Origin of the sequence: Nonomuraea sp. NPDC050478 (genome assembly GCF_044458265.1) — a bacterium.
Classification (GTDB): Bacteria; Actinomycetota; Actinomycetes; order Streptosporangiales; family Streptosporangiaceae; genus Nonomuraea; species Nonomuraea ferruginea.
In genome coordinates this window covers 1,200,310-1,223,835 of the sequence record NZ_JBITHT010000003.1, presented here as the reverse complement: position 1 = coordinate 1,223,835, position 23,526 = coordinate 1,200,310, and the positions used below count along the sequence as shown (strand labels likewise).

The 23,526-nt window shown below is 74.4% G+C and carries 7 protein-coding genes; all 7 read left to right on the top strand.

Annotation, left to right across the window (positions count from 1 at the left end; genetic code table 11):
• Positions 1–17: 17 nt before the first annotated feature.
• The 7 genes from ACIBF7_RS19785 to ACIBF7_RS19755 are packed head-to-tail and all read left to right on the top strand — an operon-like array spanning position 18 to position 23,521.
• Positions 18–5,468 (top strand): type I polyketide synthase, encoded by a 5,451-nt coding sequence (locus tag ACIBF7_RS19785; protein WP_397197763.1) that lies wholly within the window; start codon positions 18–20, stop codon positions 5,466–5,468.
• A 33-nt stretch (positions 5,469–5,501) separates the two neighbouring features.
• Entirely contained in the window at positions 5,502–10,427 is a 4,926-nt protein-coding gene (locus ACIBF7_RS19780) for an SDR family NAD(P)-dependent oxidoreductase (RefSeq protein WP_397197762.1), read from the top strand.
• 8 nt (positions 10,428–10,435) lie between these two features.
• Positions 10,436–20,122 (top strand): SDR family NAD(P)-dependent oxidoreductase, encoded by a 9,687-nt coding sequence (locus tag ACIBF7_RS19775; RefSeq protein ID WP_397197761.1) that lies wholly within the window; start codon positions 10,436–10,438, stop codon positions 20,120–20,122.
• A 44-nt stretch (positions 20,123–20,166) separates the two neighbouring features.
• A complete protein-coding gene (locus tag ACIBF7_RS19770) occupies positions 20,167–21,018 on the top strand; it encodes a 3-hydroxyacyl-CoA dehydrogenase family protein (RefSeq protein ID WP_148030048.1) in 852 nt (283 codons plus the stop codon).
• A gap of 15 nt (positions 21,019–21,033) precedes the next feature.
• Entirely contained in the window at positions 21,034–21,288 is a 255-nt protein-coding gene (locus tag ACIBF7_RS19765) for an acyl carrier protein (protein ID WP_148030049.1), read from the top strand.
• Positions 21,285–22,451, top strand: a complete 1,167-nt coding sequence (locus ACIBF7_RS19760; protein ID WP_148030050.1) for an acyl-CoA dehydrogenase family protein — start codon at positions 21,285–21,287, stop codon at positions 22,449–22,451. The genes ACIBF7_RS19765 and ACIBF7_RS19760 overlap by 4 nt, the downstream gene beginning before the upstream one ends.
• A complete protein-coding gene (locus ACIBF7_RS19755; RefSeq protein ID WP_148030051.1) occupies positions 22,442–23,521 on the top strand; it encodes an HAD family hydrolase in 1,080 nt (359 codons plus the stop codon). Before ACIBF7_RS19760 ends, ACIBF7_RS19755 begins: the two co-directional genes overlap by 10 nt.
• Positions 23,522–23,526 lie beyond the last annotated feature (5 nt).

Here is a 23,526-nt window from a genome sequence, read left to right as displayed (position 1 = left end):
CTGGAAGGGCCGGAGCGATGGAGAACGAGCAGAAGCTTCGCGATTACCTGAGGCGCGCGACCGTCGAGCTGGCGGAGACGCGTCAGCGGCTGGCTGAGGATCAGGGGCGCAGGCATGAGCCGGTGGCGATCGTGGGGATGGCGTGTCGTTTTCCGGGTGGGGTGGGTGGTCCGGAGGAGTTGTGGGATCTGGTGGCGTCCGGGGGGGATGCGATCGGGGAGTTTCCGGTGGATCGGGGGTGGGATCTGGAGGGGTTGTTCGATCCGGATCCGGAGGTGGTGGGGAAGTCGTATACGCGTCATGGGGGGTTCGTGTATGACGCGGGTGAGTTCGATGCGGCGTTCTTCGGGATGAGTCCGCGTAGTGCGTTGGCGACGGATCCGCAGCATCGGTTGTTCTTGGAGTCGTGCTGGGAGGCGTTGGAGCGGGCGGGGATCGATCCGGTGACGCTGCGGGGCAGCCGTACCGGCGTCTACGCCGGCAGTATGTACGAGCACTACTCCACCCGATTCCTGCACAAGGCGCCGGAGTCGGTCGAAGGCACTCTGTTCACCTCCAGCGCGTCCAGCGTCCTGGCGGGCCGCGTCTCCTACACTCTCGGCCTGGAGGGCCCGGCCCTCACCACCGACACCGCCTGCTCCTCCTCTCTGGTCGCGCTGCACCTGGCGGTGCAGGCCCTGCGACGCGGCGAGTGCTCGATGGCCCTGGCGGGCGGCGTGTCGGTGATGGCGACCCCCGCGCCGTTCGTGGAGTTCTCGCGCCAGCGCGCGCTGGCCCCCGACGGCCGCTGCAAGTCCTTCTCCTCGACCGCCGATGGTGCGGCGTGGGCGGAGGGTGTCGGGGTGCTGGTGCTGGAGCGGTTGTCGGAGGCGCGGCGCAACGGCCGGCGGATCCTGGCGGTGGTGCGGGGTTCGGCGGTGAACCAGGACGGCGCCTCCAACGGGATGACGGCGCCGAGCGGTCCGGCCCAGGAGCGGGTGATCCGTCAGGCGCTGGCCGACGCGTTGCTGGATACGCGGGACGTCGACGTCGTGGAGGCGCACGGCACCGGCACGACGTTGGGCGACCCGATCGAGGCGCAGGCGTTGCTGGCCACGTACGGGCGTGGACGTCCGGCCGAGCGGCCGGTGTGGCTGGGCTCGTTGAAGTCGAACATCGGTCACACCCAGGCAGCAGCAGGGGTGGCCGGTGTGATCAAGATGGTGAAAGCGCTGGAGCACCGGACGATGCCGCCGACGCTGCACGTCAAGGAGCCGACCCCGCACGTGGACTGGGAGTCCGGTGGGGTGCGGCTGCTGACCCAGGCGGTGGAGGTGCCGGGCGAGCGTCCGTTGCGGGCCGGGGTCTCCTCGTTCGGGGTCAGCGGTACGAACGCGCACGTGATCCTGGAGGGCGCGCCGGCCGAGCCGGAGGTGCCGGCCGGCGATGGTCCGCTCGTGTGGCCGGTGTCCGCCAGGTCGGCGGAGTCACTGCGGGCACAGGCCGCGCGGCTGGTCGCGTACGCGGAAAGCGCTTCTGACCGGGACCTGCCAGGCGCGGGCCGGGCGCTGGCCCGGCGCGCGAGCTTCGAGCACCGAGCCGTGATCGTGGCCGGGGACCGGCGGGAGTTGCTGGCGGGGCTGGCCGCGCTGGCGGAAGGCGGGTCCGACGCCGCGGTGGTGAGCGGGGTCGCGGCGCCCAACGTCCAGCCGGTGTTCGTGTTCCCCGGTCAGGGCTCGCAGTGGGCGGGCATGGCCGTGGACCTGCTGGACGAGGACGAGACGTTCCGGGCCGCCCTCCGCCGCTGCGAGGAGGCGCTGCGCCCGCACACCGGCTGGTCGGTCGAGGACGTGCTGCGCGGCGCGCCCGGCGCGCGGTCCCTGGACGGCACCGACGTGATCCAGCCCGTCCTGTTCGCGGTCATGGTCGCGCTGGCCGAGCTGTGGCGCTCCCTCGGCGTGCGGCCGTCCGCGGTGCTCGGCCACTCCCAGGGCGAGATCGCCGCCGCGTACGTCGCGGGCGCGCTCTCGCTGGAGGACGCCGCCAAGGTCGTGGCCCTGCGCAGCCAGGTGCTGACCCGGCTCGGCGGCACCGGCGGCATGCTCGCCGTGGCGCTGCCCGCGGCCAGGGCCCAGGAGCGGATCGAACCGTGGGCGGACCGGCTGTGGGTGGCCGTGCACAGCAGCCCCACCGGCTCGGTGGTGGCAGGAGAGGTCGCCGCCCTGGAGGAGTTCGCCGCCACGTGCGAGAACACCGTGCGGGTGCGCCGCATCGCGGTCGACTACGCCTCCCACACCCCGCACGTCGAGGCGCTGCGCGACGAGCTGATGGCCGCGCTGCGCGACGTGCGGCCGCGCGCCGCCGACGTCCGCTTCTGCTCCGCCCTCGCCGGCGCGTTCATCGACCCGGCCGAGCTGACCACCCGCTACTGGTACGACAACCTGCGCAACCCGGTACGGTTCGAGCAGGCCGTCAGTGCCGTCGCCGGAGCGGGCACCCCGCTGTTCGTCGAGGTCAGCCCGCATCCGGTGCTGGGCCCCGACACCGAGGCCATCTGCGAGGCCGCCGGCGTGCCCGCGGGCGTCTGCCACACGCTGCGGCGCGACACGGGCGACCGTCGCCGCTTCCTCACGGCGCTGGCCCACGCCTGGGTGCTCGGCGCCAAGGTCTCCTGGAGCGACGCGCTGCCCTCCGCGCCGCGTCCCCGCCACGAGCCGCCGACCTACGCCTTCGCCCGGCGCAGGTTCTGGCTCACCGGCGACCAGACCGGCCCCGTGTCCGGCGCGGGCATCGACGGCTCCCGCCACCCGCTGCTCGACGCCGTCGTGCCGGTGGCCGGGGACGGCTACGTGCTCACCGGCCGGATCTCCCTGCGCGGCGCTCCCTGGCTGGCGGGCCACGCGGTCGCGGGCCGCGTACTGCTTCCCGGCGCCGCCTTCGCCGACCTGGCCCTGGAAGCCGGCGCCCAGGCGGGCTGCGCCCGGCTCGACGAACTGGTCATCGAGGCTCCGCTGTTCCTTCCCGAGCAGGGCGCGGTCACCGTACAGATCACCGTCGACCCCCCGGACGCGGGACGGCGCCAGATCGCCGTCTACTCCCGCACCGGCGACGAGGACGACGCCTGGACCCGCCACGCCTCCGGTGTGCTCGCCGGGGACGTCCCGGGCCGTGGTGCGTGCGAGTGGGCCGGGGTGTGGCCACCCGTCGACGCGGTGGTGGTGGAGGTCGAGGGGGGTTACGAGCGGCTGGGGGAGCGGGGTTACGAGTACGGTGCGGCGTTCCAGGGGTTGCGGGCGTTGTGGCGTCGTGGTGAGGAGCTGTTCGCGGAGGTGGTGGCGCCGGAGGGCGTGGACGTGACCGGCTTCGGCGTCCATCCCGCCCTGCTGGACGCGTCCTTCCACCCCCTCGTGCTGGCCGTGGAGGACGACGAGTTGCGGCTGCCGTTCGCGTTCGGTGACGTCCGCCTGCACGCCTCCGAGTCCGCCGCGCTGCGCGTACGCCTCACGACCACCGGCGAGGACGCCGTCGTCGAGGTGGCCGACACCGACGGCGCGCCGGTCCTGTCCATCGGCGCACTGCGCGCACGACCCGCCGACGTCCGCCCGTCCGCCTCGACCGGTCTGCCGCTGTACGGGGTGGAGTGGGCCGAGGCGGCTCCCGCCGCGCCTGGCTCGGTGGAGCCGGAGGTGGTGTGGTGTGTGAGCGGGTCGGCGGACGTTCCGGTGGCGGTTCGGGAGCTGACCTCGCGCGTGCTTGCGGCGGTGAAGGGTGCCGGGGCGTCGCCGGTCGTGTTCGCGACGCAGCCGGGGGATGTGGCCGGTGCGGCGGTGTGGGGGCTGGTGCGGTCGGCGCAGAGTGAGCAGCCGGGCCGGTTCGTGCTGGCGGAGGTGCCGGAGGGGTTCTCCGGCTGGGACGCGGTCCTGGCTTCTGGCGAGCCCCAGGTACGGGTGGTCGACGGACAGATCCTGGCCCCTCGCCTGACCCGCCGCCCGACACCCACCACTTCCGCCACTCCCGATCAGACCTCCGCCCCAGCTTCCGACCAGACCCCTGTTCCAGCCTCCGACCAGGCCTCTGCGACGGCCTCCGGCCGGACGCCTGCGTCGGCCTCCGACCGGCTGCTCGCTGCGGCGTCCGCTGGGGTTTCTTCCGTGATGGCTGGTGCGGCGTCCGGCGGGGCTTCTTCCGTCAGGTCGGGTGCGGTGCTGGTGACCGGTGGCACCGGTGGGCTGGGGGCGCTGGTGGCGCTGCGGCTGGTCGAACTGCACGGGGTGCGGGATCTGGTGCTGGTGTCGCGGCGTGGTCCTCGGGCCGAGGGCGCGACGGAGCTGGTGGCGAAGCTGGAAGGGGCCGGTGCCCGGGTGCGGGTGGTGGCCTGTGACGTGTCCGATCGTGCGCAGCTCGCTGACGTGGTGGCCTCGGCCGGGCCGCTGGCTGGTGTGGTGCACGCCGCCGGGGTGCTGGACGACGGCTTGGTCGAAGGGCTGACTCCCGAGCGAATCAGCGGGGTGCTGGGGCCGAAGGCGGACGCGGCCTGGTTCCTGCACGAGCTGACCCGTGATCTGGGGTTCTTCGTGCTGTTCTCCTCGCTCGCCGGGGTGCTGGGCAACGCAGGCCAGGGCAGCTACGCGGCGGCGAACGCCTTCCTGGACGGCTTGGCCGCCGCCAGGCGTGCGGCAGGGCTGCCGGCGGTCTCCGTGGCCTGGGGGCTCTGGGACGTGGAGTCCGGCATGACCGGCGCCATGGGCGCGGCGGACAAGGCGCGGCTGGCCCGCGCGGGGGTCGCCCCGCTCGCGGTGGAGGAAGGGCTGGCGCTGTTCGACGCCGCCCTCGCGGACGCGGAATCCGGAGTGGTGGCCGCCCGCTGGGATCCCGCCGGTCTGCGGGCGCGGGCGGAGAACGGTGACCTGCCCGGAATGCTGCGCGGCCTCGTACGCGTGCCGCGCCGTGCGGCGGGAGCCGGGGCCGGGAACGCGGGCCCGCTGGCGGCCCGGCTGCCGGCGCTGGGCAGGGACGAGGCGCTGCGACTGCTCACCGACACCGTACGAGACCACGTCGCGGCCGTGCTCGCCCACGGCGACCCCGCCCAGGTGGACGTGGACCAGGCGTTCAACCAGCTCGGCTTCGACTCACTGACGGCCGTCGAACTCCGCAACCGGCTCAACACCGACACCGGGCTGCGGCTGCCCGCGACCCTGGTCTTCGACCAGCCCACGGTCCGCTCGCTCTCGGCGTACCTGGCCGGAGTGCTCGTCCCGGCGCCGCCCTCGGCCGAGGACACCCTGCGCACCGCCCTGGAACGGGTCGACGACCTGCTGGCCGCGGCCAACGGCGAGGCGGAGAGCATGCGCGACCGGCTCGCCACCATCCTCCAGGGCGCGCTCACCAAGCTCGGCGGCGGCGGACAGCACGATGTCGGCGGCGTCATGGAGAAGATCGACTCCGCTTCCGACGAGGAGATCTTCGCCCTGATCGACAACGACCTGTGACCCATGACCACCTCGACCGGAAAGGCACGAAAGATGGGGACAGAGGACAAGCTCCGCGCCTACCTCAAGCGCGCCACGGTCGAGCTGGCCCAGGCGCGCGGCCGGCTCGCCGAGGCGGAGGAGCGCGCCCACGAGCCCATCGCGATCGTCGGCATGGCCTGCCGCTATCCCGGCGGCGGCGACACGGCCGAGGGCCTCTGGGAACTGCTCAGCGAGGGCCGCAGCGCGGTGCGCGAGGTGCCGGCGAGCCGCTGGGACATCGACGACTACTACCACCCCGACCCGCGCACCCCCGGCGGCGTCTACACCAGGTACGGCACCTTCCTGGACGACATCACCGGCTGGGACGCCGAGTTCTTCGGCCTCTCGCCGCGCGAGGCGCTGCGCATGGACCCCCACCAGCGCCTGCTGCTGGAGCTGGTGTGGGAGGGCCTGGAGAACGCGGGCCTGTCGCCCGCGCGGCTGGCCGGCAGCCGCACCGGCGTGATGATCGGGCTCATGGACACCCTGCAGTACGGCCGGCTGCAGATCGAGAGGCAGGGCGGCGCCGCGCTCGCCGACCCCTACCTGGGCCAGGGCTCGGTGCCCAGCGTCGCGGCCGGGCGCATCGCGTACCAGCTCGACCTGAACGGCCCCACCCTCACGGTCGACACGGCCTGCTCCTCGTCGCTCATCGCGGTCCACCTGGCCTCCGAGAGCCTGCGCAGGGGCGAGTGCGACCTGGCCGTCGCCGCGGGCGCCTCGCTGACCATGCACCCGTCCCTCTACATCCAGGCGTGCGCCGGTCTGATGATGTGCTCCGACGGCCGGTGCAAGACCTTCGACGAGAGCGCCGACGGCTACGTCATGGGCGAGGGCGGCGGCCTGGTCGTGCTGGAGCGGCTGTCCAGCGCCGTCGCCGCGGGCCGCCGCATCCACGCCGTGCTGCGCGGCTCGGCGGTCAACCAGGACGGGCGCAGCAACGGGCTCACCGCCCCGAGCCGGCGCGCGCAGGCCGACGTGATCGGCCGCGCGCTCGCCGCCGCCCGCGTCTCACCGGACGACGTCGCCTACGTGGAGGCGCACGGCTCCGGCACCCGACTCGGGGACGCCATCGAGCTGTCCGCGCTGCACGACGTCTTCGGCCGCCGCTCGCCCGACCGGCCGCTGCGCGTCGGCGCGATCAAGACCAACATCGGGCACACCCAGGCCGCGGCGGGGGTCGCCGGACTCATCAAGTCAGTGCTGATCCTGAAAAATGGGCAGATTCCGCCCAGCCTGCACCTGACCAACCCGGCCGCCGCCTTCCCCGAGAACGGCGCCATCCGCCCGGTCACCGGCCTGGAGCCGTTGCCCCAGGGGGACGGGCCCGCCCTGGCCGGAGTCAGCTCGTTCGGGCTGTCCGGCACGAACGCCCACCTGATCGTGGAGAAGGCGCCCCCGCCCGCCCCGCCCGAGACGCCGGCGCGCGACACCGTCCACCTCCTGCCGCTGTCGGCCGGCAGCGCCGCCGCGCTGCGCGAGCAGGCCACCCGGCTGGCGGACTGGGTGAGCGCCCACCCCGGTGCGACCGTGCCCGACCTCGCCCACACGCTGCAGACCGGCCGGGCCGAGCTGGACCACCGCCGCGCCCTGGTCTGCGCCGATCTGGACGACGCCGTACGCGGGCTGCGCGCCGCCGCCGACAGCGGCGGGGGCCACCGGGTGAAGGGCCGGCCCCGCGTCGCGTTCCTGCTCCCCGGGGTCGGCGACCAGTACGCGGGACTCGGCCGGGAGCTGTACGCCAAGGAGCCGGTGTACGCCGAGGCGGTGGACAGCTGCGTCGAGCTGGTCCAGCGCCGCTCGGGCACGGACCTGCGGCCCCTGTTCCTCGCTGAGACCTCGGCCGCCCCCGGCGATCTCGCCGCCCTGCTCGGCCGCACCGGCGAGGCGCCCGAGGCTCCCGGCCCCCTGGACCACGCCGAGGTGGCCCACCCCTTCCTCTTCACCGCCGAGTACGCGCTGGCGCGGCTGCTCGGGCACTGGGGCGTCACCCCGGACCTGCTCATCGGCTACAGCCTCGGCGAGTACGTGGCCGCGTGCCTGGCCGGGGTCTTCACCCTGGAGGACGCGCTGCACGTCGTGCTCGAACGGGCGCACCTGATCAACGCCGTGCCCGCCGGGCGGATGATCGCCGTCGCCGCGCCCGAGGAGCGCATCGTCCCCGTGCTCGTGAGCGGCGGGATCGACGTGGACGTCGCCGCGGGCAACGGGCCGTCGATGACCGTGCTGAGCGGGAGCCCCGCCGAGATCGAGGCGGCGTCGGCCGCCCTGGCCGGGGAGGGCATCGCCTGCCGGGCGCTGCGCTCCGCCCACGCCTTCCACTCCAGGCTGCTGCAGCCGGCCAGGGAGAAGCTCGCCGCGGTGCTCGACACCGTGCCGAGGCGGGCGCCGGCCGTCCCCGTCGTCTCCAACCTCACCGGCCTGCCGCTCACCGCCGAGCAGGCCACCGGCACCTCCTACTGGGCCGACCAGCTCGTCAGCACGGTCCGCTTCGCCGACGGCGTGCGTCACTGCGTGGACCAGGACGTGGACGCGTTCGTCGAACTCGGCCCCGGCCAGACGCTCGGCGGGCTGGTCAGGCAGAACCTGGCCGGCGGCTCCGGCGTCGCCGTGCTCGGCACCCTGCCGCCCCGCTGGACCGGCGGCGCTCCCCGCGACCCCCACGAGGAGCTGCTCCGGACCTGCGCCCGGCTCTGGGAGCTCGGCGCCGAGGTCACCTGGGAACGCACCCGCGCCGGCGCGGGCCGCGTGCTCAGCCTGCCCACGTACCCCTTCCAGCGCACCCGCTTCTGGCCGGAGCAGATCACCCCAGTCGCCACCAGCCGCAACGGCGTCCCGCCCGCCGGGCCGGACGCCGCTCACGGGGCTCCCGCTGAGTTGGATGCCGCCCGAGGTCCCGCCACTGGCTCGGACGCCGATCGGTACGCCGGGTCCGCTGGGCCGGACGTCGACCTGGACACCGCGTCCGGTGGGGCGGACGACCGGCGCGACGGGGCCGAGCCCGCGGACTACATCTTCGTCCCCTCCTGGCGGCAGGATCCGGTCCGGGAAGCGCCCGCGGCCGGTCTGGACCTGACCGGTCCGCTCGTCGTGTTCGCCGACTCCGGCGGTGTGGGCGCGGCGCTCGCCGACCTGGCCGGCGCCTCCGTGGTCGAGGTGGTCGCGGGAGACGGGCCGCCGCGCCGCGAAGGCCGCCGCCTGACCTTCGACCCCGCCGTCCCCGCCCACTACGGGGCCGTCTTCGCCGACCTGCCGTCCGACGGACCCGTGCACGTCGCGTACCTGTGGAGCCTGGACGCCGGGACCGGCGGCCTCCCCGGCGACGAGGAGCTGCGGACAGCCGTCGCCCGCGGCTTCGACAGCCTCATGCTGGCCATCCAGGCACTCGGCGACCTGCCCGCCGAGCGGGAAGTGCGGCTGCTGACAGTGACCGGCGGCGCAGCCGAGATCCTCGGCGGCGACATCCCGGCTCCCCACCAAGCCCTGGCCCACGGTCTCGGCCGCGCGGCCAGGCACGAGTACCCCGCCCTGACCTGGCGAGGCCTCGACCTCGACCCCGAAACCGTCGGCACACCCGCCCACGGACCGACCCCGGAAGCCGGCACGGCGGCGGGGCAGGTCGCTCGTGAGCTGCTTCGCGAGTGGGACTCCGGCGCGGCGGACGACGATCCGGTGGCCGGGTGGCGGCGCGGGCGGCGCTGGGTGCGGGCGTGGGCCGAGGTCACCGCAGAGCCGCCGGCGTCCCCGGTGTGGCGGGCCGACGGCTCGTACCTGATCACGGGCGGGACGCGCGGGCTGGGCATGGCGCTCGCCAAGCATCTCGTCCGCGCGGGCGTACGGCGGCTCGCCCTGGTCGGCCGCACCCCGCTGGACCGCGAAGCGGGCGGCGAGCGGGCGGAGAGCGTCGAGCGGACCCTGCGTGACGTCGCCGAACTGGAGGCCAGCGGGGCGGAGGTGCTGCTGCTCACCGCCGACGCCGGGGTGCCCGAGCAGCTCAGGGAGGCGCTGCGGCGCGGCAGGGAGCGGTTCGGCTCACTGACCGGCGTGATCCACGCCGCCGGGCTGCCCGCCGCCGGCCTGCTGAGCCGGCACACCGTCGCCGACGCCGGCCGGGTGCTCGCGCCCAAGGTGCTGGCCATGGGGCCGCTGGCCGAGCTGGTCGGCCCCGCGACCCCGGCCGCCGAACGCCCGGAACTGCTCGTGCTGTACTCCTCCGCGGTCACCGCGTTCGGCGGCATCGGCGAGGGCGACTACTGCGCCGCCAACACCGTCCTGGACGCGTACGGTGACGCGCTGGCCGCCACAGCCCCGTCGACCAGGGTCGTGTCGGTCGCCTGGGGCCCCTGGCAGCACGACGTGTGGCAGTCGGAGAACCTCAAGTCGGCGGGCGGGCTGGCCGACCGGGTGGCCGCCTACCGCGCCCGGTACGGCTTCGCCGAGGACGCCGGCTGCGCCCTGCTGGACCGGATCGTGGCAGGCGGCCACGGCAACGTGATGGCGGTGCGACAGCCGCTGCGCGAGGTGCTGGCCGCCTGGACGGGCATGCTCGACCTGGACGACCTGGTCGGCGCCGCCTCCGCCGTACCCGAAGGGGAGCGGTTCCCGCGCCCGCAGCTGCGCACCGACTTCGCCGCGCCGCGCACCGCCGCGGAGGCCGAGATGGCCGAGCTGTGGGGCGCCTACCTGGGCATCGACGGCGTCGGCGTGCACGACCCGTTCTTCGACCTCGGCGGAAACTCGCTGGTCGGCATGGCCATGGTGCTCGCGATCGAGCAGCGGCTGGGGCGCCCGGTGCCGCCCGCGCTGCTGTTCGAGCACCCGACCATCGCGGAGTTCGCCGCCGCGCTCGACGGCGGCGGGGGCCGCCAGGAATCGCTCACCACGAGTTCGGCACGGGGGCAGCGGCGGCGCCGGGCCCGTTCCAGTAACCGGAAATGAGGCCGGAAATGAGGTCCGCAGACGTGATCGACGACATCGAGGCCGAGAGCTCCGGTACCGACATCGCCATCGTCGGCATGTCGGGCCGCTTCCCGGGGGCGTCCGACGTCGCCGAGCTGTGGTCCGCCATCCGGGCCGGCGTGTCCGGGATCACCCGCTTCACCGACGACGAGCTGCGCGCCGCCGGCGTCCCCGACGACCTGCTGGCCGACCCCGCGTACGTGAAGGCCGCGCCGGTGATCGAGGACGTCGAGCTGTTCGACGCGGCCTTCTTCGGGTTCAGCCCGAAGGAGGCGCAGATCCTCGACCCGCAGCACCGGCTGTTCCTGGAGCACAGCCACGCGGCCCTGGAGGACGCGGGCTGCGACCCCCGGCGCTTCGACGGCTCGATCGGGGTCTTCGGCGGCTGCGCGCACAGCTCGTACATGCAGAACAACCTGCTGCCCAGCGGCATCGGCGCGGTCATGGGCGACCTCGCGCTCGGGCTCGCCAACGACAAGGACTCGCTGACCACCCGCGTGGCGCACACGCTGGGGCTGTCCGGCCCGACCTACGGCGTGCAGAGCTACTGCTCGACGTCGCTGGTCGCGGTCTGCGCCGCCGCCACCAGCCTGGCCGGCTTCGAGTGCGACCTCGCCCTGGCCGGAGGCGTCGCGGTCAGCGTGCCGCAGCGCGTCGGCTACCTCTACCAGCAGGGCGGCATCTCCCCGCCGGACGGCGAGTGCCGCGCCTTCGACGCGACCGGACTCGGCGCCCCGCTCGGCAGCGGCGTCGGCGTGGTCGCGCTGCGCAGGCTGGAGGACGCGCTCGCCGACGGCGACCAGATCTACGCCGTCATGCGCGGCTGGGCGGTCAACAACGACGCCGGTCGCAAGGCCGGGTTCACCGCGCCCGGCGTGCAGGGCCAGGCCGCGGTGATGGCCGAGGCGCTGGCGAGCGCCGACCTGACGGCCGCCGACATCGACTACGTCGAGGCGCACGGCACCGGCACGGCGCTCGGCGACGCCGCCGAGCTGGCCGCGCTCCAGCAGGTCTTCCACGGGCAGTCGCTGCTGATCGGCTCGGTCAAGACCAATCTCGGCCACCTCGACCGGGCCGCCGGGGTCACCAACCTGATCAAGGCGGCGCTCGCGCTGCGCAACGACGAGATTCCGCCGACGCTCAACCTCACCGAGCCCAACCAGCAGCTCGGCGCCGGTGACGCCCGGCTTGAGGTGGTCACCCGGCGGCGCGCCTGGCCGCGCGAGTCGGGACACATCCGCCGGGCCGGGGTGAGCGCGTTCGGCATCGGCGGCACCAACGCGCACGTCGTGCTGGAGGAGGCGCCGCTGGTCCCGAGGACGGAGGAGGAGCCGCGCCCCGAACCGCTGGTGTGGTCGGCCCGCACGGCCGCCGCCGCCGACGAGATGACCGAACGCCTCGCCGCGCACCTCGCCGGGCCGCTCGGCGGGACGCGCCTCGCCGACGTGGCCCACACGCTGCAGAGCGGGCGGCAGGTCTTCGGCCACCGCAGGATGCTGGTGGCCTCGTCCACCGCCGAGGCCGCCGAAGGCCTCCGCGACGGGGCGGTGCTGGGCCGCGCGGAGAGCCGCGCCGACCGGCCCGTCGCCTTCCTCATCGCCGGGACCGGCGAGCAGTACCCGGGCATGGCCGCCGAGCTGTACCGCACCGAGCCCGTCTTCCGTAAGGCGCTCGACGAGTGCCGCACCGTCCTGCGGGGCCTGATGGGCGGGACCGACCCGCTCGCCGAGATGCTGGCCCCGCGCGCCGAGGCCGGCGGTCTGGGCGCGCTGCTCGGCCGCGGCCCGGCCGCCGCGGCGACCCCGACCGCCGTGCTCCAGCCCGCGCTGTTCGCGGTCGAGTACGCGCTCGCCACCCTCGTGCAGTCGTGGGGCGTCCGGCCCGCCATCCTGGCCGGCTACAGCCTCGGGGAGTACGTCGCCGCGTGCCTGGCCGGGGTGCTGTCGCCGGAGTCGGCGCTCGCCCTGGTGGCGCACCGCGCGCGGCTCATCGGCGCGCTGCCCGAAGGCTCGATGAGCGCCGTCCCGCTGTCGGCCGCCGAGGCCCGCGAGCGCCTGGCGCGGGCCGGGATCGCCGGCGTGGACGTCGCCGCCGTGAGCGGTCCCGAGCTGACCGTGCTGGCGGGCGAACCGCACGCCATGGCGGCCGTGCGGGCCCTGCTGGAGGCCGACGCGGTGCCGTGCCGGCCGCTGGCCACCACGCACGCCTTCCACTCGGCCATGATGGAGCCTCTCCGCGAGCCGCTCACGGCGTGGATCGCGGAGAACGTGACGCTGCGCGCGCCTCGCGTGCCGTACGTGTCCAACGTGACCGGCACCCTGGCCACCGCCGAGCAGGTCACCGACCCCGCCTACTGGGCCGAGCACATGTGCGCGCCGGTCCAGTTCGACGCCGTCCTGGCCACCCTGCTGCGGGAGGAGGACGAGGCGGCGCTGCTGGAGATCGGGCCCGGCCAGTCGCTCGGCGCGATGGCCCGGGGGCACCGCGACTGCGCCCGCGAGCGCTGGCCGCTGGTCGTCGGCACGCTGCCGGGCGCCCAGGACCCGCGCCCGGCCACCGCCGTGCTGGCCGAGGCCGTGGGGCGGCTCTGGCTGGCGGGCGTGCCGGTCGACTGGGCCGGCTACCGCCAGGACCGGCCGGTCGCCAAGGTCGGCCTCCCCACCTACCCCTTCCAGCGCCTGCGCTACTGGGTCGACCCACCCGCTGCCGACCGCCCCGCCACCCCGCACGCCGCCGTCCCTGGTGCCGCCACACGCACCGCCGCCGATCCCGCCTCGGGCGTCCTGGGTGTTTCCTCCGGTACCGCCTCGGGCGCTGCCGCCGGTACCGCGTCGGGTGCCGCCTCCGGTCCCGCCTCGGGCGTCGCCTCCGGTGCCGCTTCAGGCGCCGTCCGAGGGGCTGTCTCCGGCGATGGGTCCGAGCCGCATGTGCGGTTGATGGCCGCGCGGTGGACGGCCGCGCCGGAGTCGCCGCCCCCGGCCGTGCAGGTTGCCCGCTGCGTGCTGCTGGCGGGCCGCGCCGAGGTGGCCGGGGTTCTGGCCCGTACGCTCGACGCCGACGGGCTCGACGTGGTGACCGTCACCTCGTCGGACGCCTTCGCCGAGACGCCGGACGGTTACGCCATCGACCCCGGGTCGGCGGCCTGCCATGCCGAGCTGGCGGGACGGCTGGCCGATGGCGCCCCCACGGTCCTGGTGGACCTGCGACTCCTCGACAGGGAAGATCCCTCCGCCGACGGCCGCGACGAGCTGCCGCCCCTGGCCCGCCTGCTCGACGCCTGGGGCGACTCCGGCGGCGGGGCCCGGATCATCCTGGCCACCTCGGGCGGCCAGGCCGTCACGGACGGCGAGGTGCCCCACCCCGCCCAGGCCGCCGCCGCCGCCCTGCCGATGGTCGGCAACCAGGAGTACCTGAACCTCGACTGCGCCGCCGTGGACCTCGACCCGGCCGCGACCCCCGCCGAGCTCGCCGCCGCCCTCGCCGCCGAGATCCGCCGCCCCTCCGGCGAGGTCTTCACCGCCTACCGCGACGGCCACCGCCTGATCCGCACCTTCACCCCCGAGATCCCCGCGCAGGGTCCCGAAGAGCCCGGCCAGGCTTACGGAGAGCCCGGGCCGGCGGCCGCGCGGTCGACCGGGCCCGCTACGGCGCCCTCGCGCGCAGCCGCGGAGGTCGGCGCGGGGTTCGCGTCGGAGCCCAGTCAGACCGGGTTCACGGTTCGCCGGGGTGGGACGTATCTGATCACCGGTGGGCTCGGGGACGTCGGGTTGCTCGTGGCCGAGCACCTGGTCCGGGCCGGTGCGGGCCGGCTGATTCTGACGAGCCGGGGCGGGGTGCCCGAGGAGGACGGCGACCCCCGCAGGGAGGGGGTGCGCCGGTTGCGGGAGCTGGGCGCCGAGGTGCTCACCCCGGTGGTCGACGTGACGGACGCCGCCGCCATGCGCGCGATACTCGACGGCGACGTGCGGGTGGACGGCGTGGTGCACGCCGCCGCCGACACCGGCCAGGACACCTTCCGCCCGCTGCGCGACCTGGACGCCGAAGCCGTCGAGCGGCACTTCGCCGCCAAGGTGGGCGGCGCGCTGGTCCTGGAGCGGGTGCTGGACGAGCTGCCCGCCGACCGGGTGCCCGGCTTCTGCCTGCTGTTCTCGTCCACCTCCGCCGTGCTGGGCGGCATCGCCTTCGCGAGCTACGCGGCCGCCAACGCCGCGCTGACCGCGATCGGCCGCCGCAACCACTCCCGCCGCACCCGATGGCTGAGCGCCGCCTGGGACACCTGGTCGGTCACCCTCGGCCGGGTGGAAGGCGGCCTCGGCGCGGCGATGGCCGCCCACTCCATGACCGCCGAGCAGGCCCTCGCCGCCTTCGACGAGTTGCTGGCCGCCGCCCGGCCCAGCCTCGTGGTGGCCGCGGGCGGTCTGGACGACCGGCTGCCGCACGCCATGCCCGCCGACTTCACCGGCCCCGAAACGGGTGCGGGGAGCGGCGACCGGTTTCCCCGCCCGGAACTGCCCCAGCCCTACACCCCGCCGCTGTCCGCGGTGGAACGCGACCTGGCCGGCCTGTGGTCGGAGGTGCTCGGCGTCGAGCCGGTGGGCACCCGGGACAACTTCTTCGACCTGGGCGGCAATTCGCTGGTCGCGCTCCAGATGCTCGCGCTGGTGAAGAAGCGGTTCGGCGTCGCGGTGCCGACCGTCTCGCTGTTCGAGGCGCCGACCGTGGCCACCCTGGCGGCGATCCTCGACGAGCGCGGCGCGAACAAGCCGGCCGCCGCCCGGCCCGCGCTCCGCGTCGCCGAGGCGCCTCCCCGCGACGCGGGCGAGCCCGCCGACGACCGGCGGATAGCGATCGTCGGCATGGCCGGCCGCTTCCCGGGCGCGTCCGACGTCGGCCAGTTCTGGCGCAACCTGCGCGAAGGCGTCGAGTCCATCACGTTCTTCTCCGAGGAGGAACTGCTCGCCGCCGGGGCCGACCCGGAGCAGATCAAGGACCCCGCGTACGTGCCCGCCCGGCCGGTGCTGGACGACATCAGCGGCTTCGACGCGTCCTTCTTCGGCATGAGCCCTCGGATGGCTGCGATCAACGATCCGCAGCAGCGCGCCTTCCTGGAGGTGTGCTGGGAGGCGCTGGAGCAGGCCGGGTACGCCGCGCCCGAGCACCGGGGCCGCGTCGGCGTGTTCGGCGGCGCCAACATCAGCACCTACCTGCTGCGGATGACCGACCACCTGCTCGGCGGCGGCCAGCAGGAGGTCAGCGACTTCGAGGTCATCATGGGCAACGACAAGGACGCCCTGACCACGACCGTCTCGTACCTGCTCGACCTGTACGGCCCGAGCGTGGCCGTACAGACCTTCTGCTCCACCTCGCTGGTCGCCGCCCACCTGGCGGTGCGGAGCCTGCGCGACGGCGAGTGCGAGCTGGCGCTGGCGGGCGGCGTCTCGATCCGGGTGCCCGACCGGGTGGGCCACCTGTTCGGTCCCGGCGGGCAGGAGTCGCCGGACGGGCACGTGCGCGCCTTCGACGCCCGCGCCAGGGGCAGCATGTTCGGCGACGGCGCGGCGGCCGTGCTGCTGAAGCGGCTGCCCGACGCGGTACGCGACGGCGACCACATCTGGGCGGTGATCCGCGGCTCCGCCATGAACAACGACGGCGCGCTCAAGGTCGGCTACACCGCGCCCAGCGTCGTCGGCCAGGCCAGGGTGATCGCCGACGCGATGGCCGACGCGGGCGTCACCGGCGAGGACATCAGCTACGTCGAGGCGCACGGCACGGCCACCGAGCTGGGCGACCCGATCGAGGTGGCCGCGCTGACCCGCGCCTTCGGCCCCACCAGGGACAAGGGGTACTGCCCCATCGGGTCGGTGAAGACCAACGTCGGGCACCTGGACCGGGCGGCCGGCGCGAGCGGCCTGATCAAGACGTCGCTCGCGGCCCGCGAGGGCGTGATCCCGCCCAGCCTGCACTACACCAGCCCCAACCCCGACATCGACTTCGACGACAGCCCGTTCTACGTCAACGCCGAGCTGTCCCCGTGGCGCACCCGCGACGGACGCCCGCGCATCGCGGGCCTCAACTCCCTGGGCATGGGAGGCACCAACGTGCACATGGTCATCGAGGAGCCGCCCCGCCGGCCCGATCCGGGGCCGTCGGCCCGCCGCTACCAGGTGCTGCCCGTCTCGGCCCGCAACGCCCCCACGGCCGACGCCGCGGTGCGGCGGCTCGGCGAGCACCTGGCCGCCGAGCCGGGCGCGCGGCTGGCCGACGTGGCCTACACGCTCCAGGCCGGGCGCAAGACGTTCGAGCACCGGCGGGCGCTGGTCGCCGCCGACGGCGCCGCCGCCGCGGCCGTCCTCACCGGGTCGCGCCGGGAAGGACTGCTGGGCCGGGTGGAGACCGTGCAGGGCCGCCGGACGGGCTTCCTGCTTGCGGGCGTCGGCGAGCAGTACCCCGGCCTGGCCGGCGACCTCTACCGGCACGAACCCGCCTTCCGCGCCGCGCTGGACGAGTGCCTGGCGCTGCTGGAGAACGACCTCGGCGACGCCGGCCTCGCCGACCTGCTGACCGGCGACCGCGAGGCGGGCGCCGACCTGGCCACCTTGCTCGGCCGTGCGCCCACCGGCGGGGCAAGCTCGAACGGCGCGCTCACGAACCGGTCGCCGGTCGGCGGGGAGGGCTCGAACGGCGCGCTACCGGGCCGGGCGTCCGCTGGTGGGGAGGGGCGGAACGCGGCGCTGCAGCGTACTGAAGTGGTGCAGCCCGCGCTGTTCGCCGTCGAGTACGCGCTGGCGCGGACTCTGATGTCCTGGGGTCTGCAGCCCGCGATCATGCTGGGTTACAGCCTCGGCGAGTACGTCGCCGCGTGCCTCGCGGGAGTCCTGTCGCTGCCCGACGCCATCGCCCTGGTGACGCACCGGGCGCGGCTGATCTCGGGGCTGCCGCCGGGCGCCATGCTGGCGGTGTCGCTCCCGGCGGACGCCGCGCGCCGACGTTTCCGGCTGGAGGAGCGCGGGCTCGACGTCGCCGCCGTGAACGGCCCAGGGACGGTCGTCGTCGCCGGGCCGGTGGACGCGGTCGAGTCGCTGGCCGCGGACCTGCGGGGGGCCGGGATCGCGTGCCGCCCGCTGGAGACCACCCACGCGTTCCACTCCCGCATGCTGGAGCCGCTGGGCGACGAGCTGACCCAGTGGATCAAGGCCGAGGTCACGCTCAACCCGCCGGCGCTCCCGTACGTCTCGAACGTGACCGGCGCCCTGGCCGACGCCGAGCTGGTGTGCGACCCCGGTTACTGGGCTAGGCACATGTGCGCGACCGTACGGTTCCAGGACGGGATCGAGACGCTGCTGGCCGAGCCGGAGCTCGCCCTGGTCGAGATCGGCCCCGGACAGTCGCTGGGCGCGCTGGTGCGCGCGGGGGGCTGCCCGGCGGAGCGCTGGCCCCTGATCACCCACACGCAGCCCGCCGCGAGCGACACCAGGCCGGGCGACGAGGCGCTGGCGGACTGCCTCGCCCGGCTCTGGCTCGGCGGCGTCACCGTCGACTGGGACGCCTATCACGGGCGCGTCGAGGGCGCCGACCTCGCGGGGCTGCCCGGGCGGATCCCGCTGCCCACCTATCCGTTCCAGCGGCAGCGCTACTGGATCGACCCGCCCGCCCGGCGTGAGATCGACCGGGGGGCGGCCGAGCCTGAGGACCTGTTCGAGGCCATCACCAGCCTGCCCAAGCTGCCCGAGGACGAGTGGCTCTACCTGCCCGTGTGGCGGCAGACGGCGCCGCCCGCCCCGGCGGACCGTACGCCGGGCTCGTGGCTGGTCTTCACCCGCGACGGGCTCGCCGACGAGGTGCTGGCGGCCCTGCGCGGGACCGGCGCCGCCGTCACGACGGTCCGCCCCGGCGAGGCGTACGCGGCCACCGCCGACGGCCACACGGTCAGGCCGGGCCACGTCGCCGACATGCTCGCCGTACTGCGCGACCTGCGCACGGCAGGACGGCCCCTGGAGCGTGTCCTGCACCTGTGGAACCTGGAGCCTGCGGCGCACGAGCCCGGCGTCCAGGACACGGGCGTCCGCGACACCGACATCGCGTACGGTCTGCACACGCTTGTCGCGCTTGCCCGGGCGGCCGGTGAGTCCGGTATCGGTGAATGGTCGCTCGACGTGGCCGTAGCCGGGACCCAGCAGGTGCTGGGCGAGGAGGTGGCCCACCCCGCCGGCGCCACGCTGCTCGGGCCGTCTCTGGTGATCCCGCTGGAGTACCCCGGAGTGACCACCCGACTGATCGACCTCCCGGCGGGACCGTCCGCGCGCGACCTCAGCGGTCTGGCCGCCGAGCTCGCCCGCCCGCAGGAGGACCGCACGGTGGCGCTGCGCCACGGCCGCCGTTACGTCCCCGACTACGCCCGCATGCCCGCCCCGCCGCTCCCCGCCGGCCCGGCCGCCGACGCCACCGGGCTGCGCCGGGGAGGCGTCTACCTGATCACCGGCGGGCTGGGCGGCATCGCGCTCGGCCTGGCCGGGCACCTGGCCCGCGACTACGGGGCCAAGCTCGTACTGCTGGCCAGGCGCGGCCTGCCACCGCGAGCCGACTGGCCCGCCGTCCTGTCCGGCGAACGCCCCGCGGACGAGGTCACGCGCGACAGGGTGCGGCAGGTGACCGAGCTGGTCGCGCTGGGAGCGGAGGTCGAGGTCGTCACCGGCGACGCCGCGAGCGCCCGGGACGTGCGCCGGGCCGTCGAGGCGGCGACCGAGCGCTTCGGCGCGCTGCACGGCGTGCTGCACGCCGCAGGCGTCCCGGCCATGGGACTGATGCAGTTCAAACGGCCCGAAGAGCTGGACGAGGTGCTCGCCCCCAAGATCGCCGGCACGCTGGCGCTGGCCGAGGCGCTGCGCGTCGGCCGGCCGGACGAGGTCGAGCTGGACCTGCTGGTGCTGTTCTCCTCCATCACCTCCGCCACCGGCGGCGGCCCCGGCCAGGTGGACTACTGCGCCGCCAACGCCTTCCTGGACGGCTACGCCTGCCGTCTCGCCGCGACCGGGCGCCGGGTGGTGTCCGTCGGCTGGGGCGAGTGGACGTGGAACGCCTGGGAGGCCGGGCTCGACGGGTACGAGGAGGCGCTGCGCGACTTCTTCAGGAAGAACCGGGCCCGCGTCGGGATCGGGTTCGCCGACGGCTGGCGTTCGCTGCTGCGGGCGCTGTCGACCGGCGATCCGCGGGTCGTCGTGTCCACGCAGGACTTCCCCACGCTGGTGTCCGGCAGCTCCCGCTTCACCCTGGAGGCGGTCACCTCTCCCGCCATCGGCGGCGGCGGCGAGCGCCATCCCCGGCCCGAGCTGGTCACGTCCTACCAGGAGCCCGACGGGGCCACCGAGGAGGCCATCGCCGCGATCTGGGGCGAGTCGCTCCGGCTCGACCAGGTCGGCGTGCTGGACAACTACTTCGAACTGGGCGGCAACTCGCTGCTCGGCGTCGCCATCGTGGCCGCGGTCCGGCGCGCGTTCGAGCTGCCGGAGCTGCCGCCGCACATCCTCTACGAGGCGCCGACCGTGGCCGCGCTGAGCCGCACCGTCGACGCGCTCGTCTCGGGCGCGGCCACGGCCGCCTCCGACGGCGGCAGCCAGGTGCGGGCCCAGCTGCGGCGTTCGGGCCTGGAGGCCTCGGCCGCCCGCAGACGCCGCTGACCACCGGACCCAAGGAGCGAAACGATGAGCAGAACGGAGATGACATGACTGTGACCGGGGTGATCGGCGCCGGCGTCATGGGAGTCGGCGTCGCCCAGAACCTCGCCGCGACGGGGCACGACGTCGTGCTCGTCGACAAGGACGAGGAGACGCTCGCCGCCGCGCTGGCGGCCATCACGCGCAACACCCGGATGAGCCGCCTCATGGGCGGTCCCGCCCTGGACCCCGACGAGGTGCTGTCCAGGATCACCACCGCCGTCGGGGCCGCCGGCGCGGCCAAGGCGGAGATCGTCATCGAGAACGTGACGGAGAACTGGGACGTCAAGCGGGAGGTGTACGAGACGCTCGACGCCGAGTGCGGCCCCGGCACCGTCTTCGTGGTCAACACCTCCGCCATCCCGATCACCAAGGTCGCCGCCGTCACCGGCCGCCCCGACAGGGTGATCGGCGTGCACTTCATGAACCCGGTGCCGGCCAAGCCGGTCGTGGAGCTGATCCCCGGCTTCCACACCTCGCCGGAGACGATCGAGCGCACCGAGAACCTGCTGCGTGCCATGGGCAAGAAGGCCGTGCGCGTCAAGGACTCGTCCGGCTTCGTCTCCAACCGGGTGCTCATGCTCACCGTGAACGAGGCGGCCTACCTCGTGCACGAGGGCGTGGCGGACGCCGCGTCGGTGGACGAGGTGTTCCGCGGCTGCTTCGGCCACCCCATGGGACCGCTGGAGACCGCCGACCTGATCGGCGTCGACACGATCCTCTACAGCGTCGAGGTGCTCTACGAGCACTACGCCGACAGCAAGTACCGCCCCTGCCCGCTGCTGAAGCAGATGACGGACGCGGGGCTGCACGGCCGCAAGTCCGGCAGGGGTTTCTACACGTACGCGTCAACGAACTGAAAGGGAGCCATATCCATGTCTGCTACCGCGAAGGACCAGATCCTCGCCTTCGTCCGCGAGCGTTACCCGCAGGCGGAGATCGACGCATCGCAGGACATCTTCGCCCTCGGCTTCGTCAACTCGCTGTTCGCGATGGAGCTGGTGATGTTCGTGGAGAAGACCTTCGAGCTCACCATCCCCAACGAGGAGCTGCGGATCGACAACTTCCGCACCGCCGAGTCGATGGCGAGCCTGGTGGCCAAGCTCTCGGCCGACCTGGCCGCCGCGTGACGCTCACCGACCCGGCGCCGGCCCTCGGGACGGGCGCCGGGCAGGTCACCGACCGCCGTTCGGCCCGCGCGTTCGTCGACACGCACGTCGTCCCGTACGCCGACGCGTACGACAGGGTGGGCCGCGTCCCGGAGGAGCTCATCGAACGGGTCGCCGAGGCGGGCCTGTGGGCGCCCTTCCTGCCGCCCGGCTCGGGCGGCGCCGGGATGGACATGGTCACGCTGGGGGAGGTGCACGAGGAGGTGGGGCGCGGCTGCTCCTCCCTGCGCAGCCTCCTCACCGTCCACACCATGGTGGCGTGGACGGTGCAGCGGTGGGGCACCGCCGCCCAGCGCGAACGGTGGACGCCCGCACTCGGCAGCGGCGACGTGCTCGGCGCGTTCTGCCTGTCGGAACCCGGCGCCGGCAGCGACACCTCGGCGATCACCACGACCGCCGTCGAGTCCGGCGGCGGCTGGGTGCTCAACGGGGTCAAGAAGTGGACCACGGGCGGCCAGCGGGCGGACCTGTTCCTGGTGTTCGCCCGCACGGCCGCCAGCATCGGCGCCTTCCTGGTGAGCAGGGACGCGCCGGGGGTCCGGGTCAAGCCCATCGACGACATGCTCGGCACCCGCGCCTCGATGCTGGCGGAGATCTCCTTCGACGACGTCGTGCTCGGGCCGGACGCGCTGCTCGGCCCGAGCGGCTTCACCGCCGGCATGGTGCTCACGGGCACCCTCGACCTGGGCCGCTACAGCGTGGCCGCGGGGTCGCTGGGCATCCTCCAGGCGTGCCTGGAGGCGTCCTCCGCGTACGCCGCGCACCGCAGGGTGGGCGGCTCGGCGCTGCGGGAGCTGCCGCTGATCCAGGCCAAGCTGTCCGACATGGTGACCGACGCGCGGGCGGCCAGGCTGCTGCTCGCCGAGGCCGGCCGCCTGAAGGACGCCGGCGACTCGGCGACGCTCATGGCCACCTGGATCGCGAAGTACTTCGCCTCCACGGCCGCCGTGCGGCACGCGGCCGAGGCCGTGCAGATCCACGGCGCCAACGGGTGCAGCCCGGACTTCCCGGTGGCGCGCCTGTACCGCGACGCCAAGGTGATGGAGATCATCGAGGGCAGCAACGAGATCCAGCGGATCACCATCGCCGGCCAGGCGGAAAGGGAGAAGACGACATGTCCGTGACAACCGCGGCCACCGCCGCGGCCCCGCTCCCGGAGAAGCCGAAACAGGGCCGCATCAAGTGCATCGTGTGGGACCTCGACAACACCCTGTGGAACGGGGTGCTCCTGGAGGACGGCGACGTCACCGTACGGCCCGCCGTCGTCGAGCGGATCCACGAGCTGGACCGCATGGGCATCCTGCACTCCGTCGCCAGCAAGAACGACAGGGACGCGGCCATGGAGAAGCTGCGCGCCCTCGGGCTGGAGGAGATGTTCCTCTATCCGCAGATCAACTGGAACCCCAAGTCCGACTCCATCCGGCACATCGCCAAGGCGCTCAACCTCGGCCTGGACGCCTTCGCGTTCGTCGACGACCAGGAGTTCGAGCGCGCCGAGGTGGCCCACGGGGTCCCCGAGGTGACCTGCGTGGACATCCTGGAGCTCGACGAGGCGCTGGCGCGGCCGGAGTTCCGGCCGCGCTTCGTCACCGACGAGTCGGCGTTGCGGCGCGGGATGTACCGCAGCCAGATCGCCAGGGACGAGCTCGAAGGCGATTTCGTCGGCACGAACGAGGAGTTCCTGGCCGGCCTGGAGATGTCCTTCACCATCGCGCCCGCCAGAAGGGAGGACCTGCAGCGGGCCGAGGAGCTGACGGTGCGCACCAACCAGCTGAACTCCACCGGGCGCACCTACTCCTACGAGGAGCTGGACGCGCTGCGGGAGTCGCCGGACCACCTGCTCCTGGTGGCCTCGCTCACCGACAGGTTCGGCGGCTACGGCAAGATCGGCCTGGCCCTGGTGGAGAAGGGCGAGGACGCCTGGTGGCTGCGCATGATGCTGATGTCGTGCCGGGTGATGTCGCGCGGGGTCGGCATGGTGCTGCTCAACCACATCCTCCGGCTGGCGGTGGACGCGGGCGTGGCCGTACGGGCCGACTTCGTGGAGACCGGCCGCAACCGCATGATGCAGATCACGTACGCGTTCGCCGGGTTCGGCGAGGTCAGCAGGGACGGCGCGCACGTCGTGCTGGAGGCCGACCTGACCGCGGTGCAGCCGCCGCCCGCGTACGTGAGAGTCGAGATCGTCGAGTGAGGGAC

Coding starts and splice junctions, on each gene's coding strand:
- ACIBF7_RS19785 (WP_397197763.1), top strand. CDS start 18: ATGGAGAACGAGCAGAAGCTTCGCGATTACCTGAGGCGCGCGACCGTC.
- ACIBF7_RS19780 (WP_397197762.1), top strand. CDS start 5,502: ATGGGGACAGAGGACAAGCTCCGCGCCTACCTCAAGCGCGCCACGGTC.
- ACIBF7_RS19775 (WP_397197761.1), top strand. CDS start 10,436: ATGAGGTCCGCAGACGTGATCGACGACATCGAGGCCGAGAGCTCCGGT.
- ACIBF7_RS19770 (WP_148030048.1), top strand. CDS start 20,167: ATGACTGTGACCGGGGTGATCGGCGCCGGCGTCATGGGAGTCGGCGTC.
- ACIBF7_RS19765 (WP_148030049.1), top strand. CDS start 21,034: ATGTCTGCTACCGCGAAGGACCAGATCCTCGCCTTCGTCCGCGAGCGT.
- ACIBF7_RS19755 (WP_148030051.1), top strand. CDS start 22,442: ATGTCCGTGACAACCGCGGCCACCGCCGCGGCCCCGCTCCCGGAGAAG.